This is a genomic window from Pseudomonas sp. PS01297 (assembly GCF_029959305.1).
Lineage (GTDB): Bacteria > Pseudomonadota > Gammaproteobacteria > Pseudomonadales > Pseudomonadaceae > Aquipseudomonas > Aquipseudomonas helleri.
In genome coordinates, this window is record NZ_JASCPQ010000182.1 from 1 (window position 1) to 3,639 (window position 3,639).

The following is a 3,639-nucleotide window of genomic DNA, read 5'->3' on the forward strand; positions in this document are numbered from 1 at the left end:
GGGCTTGCTCGCGAATGTATCGACGCGGTTTCTTGCCAAAACCGCATTGAATGAATCGCGAGCAAGCCCGCTCCCACAGGGATGTTGAGTTGTTTCTATTTGCGCAAGGCTAAAACTATGCCCACTGCCCTTTTTCGTTTTATCTGCGCACTCTTGGTGTTATTGCCACTGGGCGCTTACGCCGATGACGCCAGCGATTTCGCGGCGGCCAATAATTCGGTGCAGGCCCAACTCCTCGAAAGCTGGGCGGCCCAGCCCACGCCCGCCCGTGTTGAGCTGATCAACAGCCTGCAACAGGGGCAAGTCACCGTCGACGGCAACGTCAAAACCTTGCGCCTGAACAACCGTCTTCGCGGGCTGGTTGAGACCGCTCTGGCCAGCCACCAACTGCTGGCCGCCGACCCGAAACTGCGGCTGAGCGCCGCCCAGCAACTACAAAAATCCGCCAAACCGGCGCAGCTTAAATTCCTCGACCAGCAACTGGCAGAAGAAACCGACCACGATGTGCACACGGCTTTAAGCCTGGCGCTGGCCAATCTGCAACTGGTCGATCCAGACCCCGCCGTGCGCTTGAGCGCCGTGCGTTTGCTCGGTGAAACCGGCGAACCGCTGGCCCGCACCCGCCTTGAAAACCTGCTGCAACCGGACGTCGAAACCAACGCCACGGTGCGCACCGCCGCCGAAACCAGCCTGGCCCAGGTCAAACGCAAACTGCTGATCGGCGACCTGCTCGGCCAAGCCTTCAGCGGCTTGTCGCTGGGCTCGATTCTGCTGCTCGCGGCCCTCGGCCTGGCTATCACCTTCGGCTTGCTGGGGGTGATCAACATGGCCCACGGCGAAATGCTGATGCTCGGTGCCTACTCGACCTACTGCGTGCAACTGCTGTTTCAACGCTTCGCCCCCGGCGCCATCGAGTTCTACCCGTTGCTGGCCCTGCCGGTGGCGTTTTTCGTCACCGCCGCCATCGGCATGGTGCTGGAGCGCACCATCATTCGTCACCTCTATGGCCGCCCGCTGGAAACCCTGCTGGCGACGTGGGGCATCAGCCTGATCCTGATCCAGCTGGTGCGCGTGCTGTTCGGCGCACAAAACGTCGAAGTGGCCAACCCGGCCTGGCTTTCGGGCGGGATTCAAGTGCTGCCCAACCTGGTGCTGCCGTACAACCGTCTGGTGATTATCGTCTTCGCCCTGGCCGTGGTGTTCCTGACCTGGCTGCTGCTAAACAAAACCCGCCTGGGCCTCAACGTGCGCGCCGTCACCCAGAACCGCAACATGGCCGCCTGCTGCGGCGTACCGACCGGGCGCGTGGACATGCTCGCCTTCGGCCTGGGCTCGGGCATTGCCGGGCTCGGTGGCGTGGCCTTGAGCCAGATCGGCAACGTCGGCCCGGACCTCGGTCAGGGCTACATCATCGACTCGTTTCTGGTGGTGGTGCTGGGCGGCGTCGGCCAACTGGCGGGCACCGTGTACGCGGCCTTCGGGCTGGGCATCGCGAACAAGATTCTTGAACCACAGATCGGCGCCGTGCTCGGCAAAATCCTGATCCTGGGGCTGATCATTCTGTTCATCCAGAAGCGCCCGCAAGGTCTCTTCGCGCTTAAAGGACGGGGGATCGACTGATGAATCAGCCTCTGATGCTTACCGCCACACAAAAAGCCGGGCCCACCGTGACCGCACTGGTCGGCGGCCTGATCCTGCTGGTGCTGCTGGCCATGCCGCTGCTCTCGCTATTGCCCGCCGACAGCCCGTTCCAGGTGTCGGCCTACACCCTGACACTGGTGGGCAAAATCCTCTGCTACGCCATCGTTGCCCTGGCACTGGACTTGGTCTGGGGTTATGCCGGGCTGCTGTCGCTGGGCCATGGTTTGTTCTTTGCCCTGGGCGGCTATGCCATGGGCATGTACCTGATGCGCCAGGCCTCGGGCGACGCGTTGCCAGACTTCATGACCTTTTTATCGTGGACGGAATTGCCGTGGTACTGGGTCGGCACCGAGCACTTCTGGTGGGCGATGTGCCTGGTGGTGCTGGCGCCCGGTTTATTGGCCCTGGTGTTTGGTTTTTTCGCCTTCCGCTCGCGGATCAAAGGCGTGTACTTCTCGATCATGACCCAAGCCCTGACCTTTGCCGGGATGTTGCTGTTTTTCCGCAACGAAACCGGCTTTGGCGGCAACAACGGCTTCACCAACTTTCGCAGCATTCTGGGCTTTGGCATCACTGAGCCCGGCACACGTGCGGTGCTGTTTTTCGCCACGGTGCTGTTGCTGGTGGCCAGCCTGTTTGTCGGCTGGCGCCTGGCCCGCAGTAAATTTGGCCGGGTGCTGACCGCGCTGCGTGACGCCGAAAACCGCCTGATGTTCTGCGGCTACGACCCGCGCGGTTTCAAGTTGTTTGTCTGGGTACTGAGCGCGGTGCTGTGCGGCCTGGCCGGAGCGTTGTATGTGCCGCAAGTAGGCATCATCAACCCCGGCGAAATGTCACCGACCAACTCCATCGAAGCCGCCGTGTGGGTTGCACTGGGCGGGCGCGGCACCCTGATCGGGCCGCTGCTCGGCGCGGGCGTGGTCAACGGCATGAAGAGCTGGTTCACCGTGGCCTTCCCTGAGTACTGGCTGTTCTTCCTCGGCGCGCTGTTTATCGTCGTCACGCTGTACCTGCCCAAGGGCATCATCGGCCTGTTGAAGAAACGGGGTGAACAATGAGGAACGTCATGCTCGAACCTGTACTCGACCCCAACAAGGACTCAGGCAGCGGCCGCGACGCTATCGGCTTGGGCCACACTGCCGGCAAGGGCCTGAACACCCGCCACGGCACCATCCTGACGCTCGAAGACATCAGCGTCAGCTTCGATGGCTTCAAGGCCCTGAACAACCTCAACCTGTACATCGGGGTGGGTGAACTGCGCTGCATCATCGGCCCCAACGGTGCCGGTAAAACCACGATGATGGACGTCATCACCGGCAAGACCCGGCCCACCGAAGGCCAGGCCTGGTTTGGGGAAACCCTGGACCTGCGGCAAATGAGCGAAGTGCAGATTGCCCAGGCCGGGATTGGCCGCAAATTCCAAAAGCCCACCGTGTTTGAAGCCTTGAGCGTGTTCGAAAACCTCGAACTGGCGCAGAAAACTGACAAATCGGTGTGGGCCAGCCTGCGCGCCACCCTCAGCGGCGAGCAGAAAGACCGCATTGCTGAAGTGCTCGAGACCATTCGCTTGAGCAGCTCGGCGCAGCGTCAGGCCGGGTTGCTGTCCCACGGCCAGAAGCAATTCCTGGAGATCGGCATGCTGCTGATGCAAGACCCGCAGCTGTTGCTGCTGGACGAGCCAGTGGCGGGCATGACCGACGCCGAAACCGAGTTCACCGCCGAACTGTTCAAAAGCCTCGCAGGCAAACACTCGCTGATGGTGGTGGAGCACGATATGAGCTTTGTCGGCGCCATTGCCGACCACGTCACCGTCTTGCACCAAGGCAGCGTACTGGCCGAAGGCTCGCTGGAGCAGGTGCAGGCGGATGAACGGGTGATTGAGGTGTATCTGGGTCGTTAGAGAACCTGTAGCCGCTGCCGCAGGCTGCGATCGAGCGCGCAGCGGTCGCGCTCTTGAAATTTTGAAGCCCCTGCGGGCCTTATCGCAGCCTGCGGCAG

3 protein-coding genes are annotated in these 3,639 nt (G+C 61.9%); all 3 read left to right on the forward strand.

Translation table 11 applies throughout. The annotated features are described in order from the left end of the window. Nucleotides 1–117 precede the first annotated feature (117 nt). Genes urtB through urtD form a run of 3 tightly spaced genes read left to right on the forward strand, consistent with a single transcriptional unit; the run spans nucleotide 118 to nucleotide 3,541 of the window. On the forward strand, nucleotides 118–1,620 hold the full coding sequence (gene urtB / locus QMX84_RS25920; RefSeq protein ID WP_282365114.1) for an urea ABC transporter permease subunit UrtB: 1,503 nt from the start codon (nucleotides 118–120) through the stop codon (nucleotides 1,618–1,620). Then, nucleotides 1,620–2,699 carry an urea ABC transporter permease subunit UrtC gene (gene urtC / locus QMX84_RS25925; RefSeq protein ID WP_282365115.1) on the forward strand — a complete coding sequence of 360 codons (1,080 nt, stop codon included), beginning with the start codon at nucleotides 1,620–1,622 and terminating at the stop codon, nucleotides 2,697–2,699. Before urtB ends, urtC begins: the two co-directional genes overlap by 1 nt. Further along, nucleotides 2,696–3,541 carry an urea ABC transporter ATP-binding protein UrtD gene (gene urtD, locus QMX84_RS25930; protein ID WP_282365116.1) on the forward strand — a complete coding sequence of 282 codons (846 nt, stop codon included), beginning with the start codon at nucleotides 2,696–2,698 and terminating at the stop codon, nucleotides 3,539–3,541. The genes urtC and urtD overlap by 4 nt, the downstream gene beginning before the upstream one ends. Nucleotides 3,542–3,639: the final 98 nt, after the last annotated feature.

Bases quoted from the DNA above. Each gene is read 5' to 3' on its own strand.
- urtC (WP_282365115.1), top strand. From the start codon at position 1,620: ATGAATCAGCCTCTGATGCTTACCGCCACACAAAAAGCCGGGCCCACC.
- urtD (WP_282365116.1), top strand. From the start codon at position 2,696: ATGAGGAACGTCATGCTCGAACCTGTACTCGACCCCAACAAGGACTCA.
- urtB (WP_282365114.1), top strand. From the start codon at position 118: ATGCCCACTGCCCTTTTTCGTTTTATCTGCGCACTCTTGGTGTTATTG.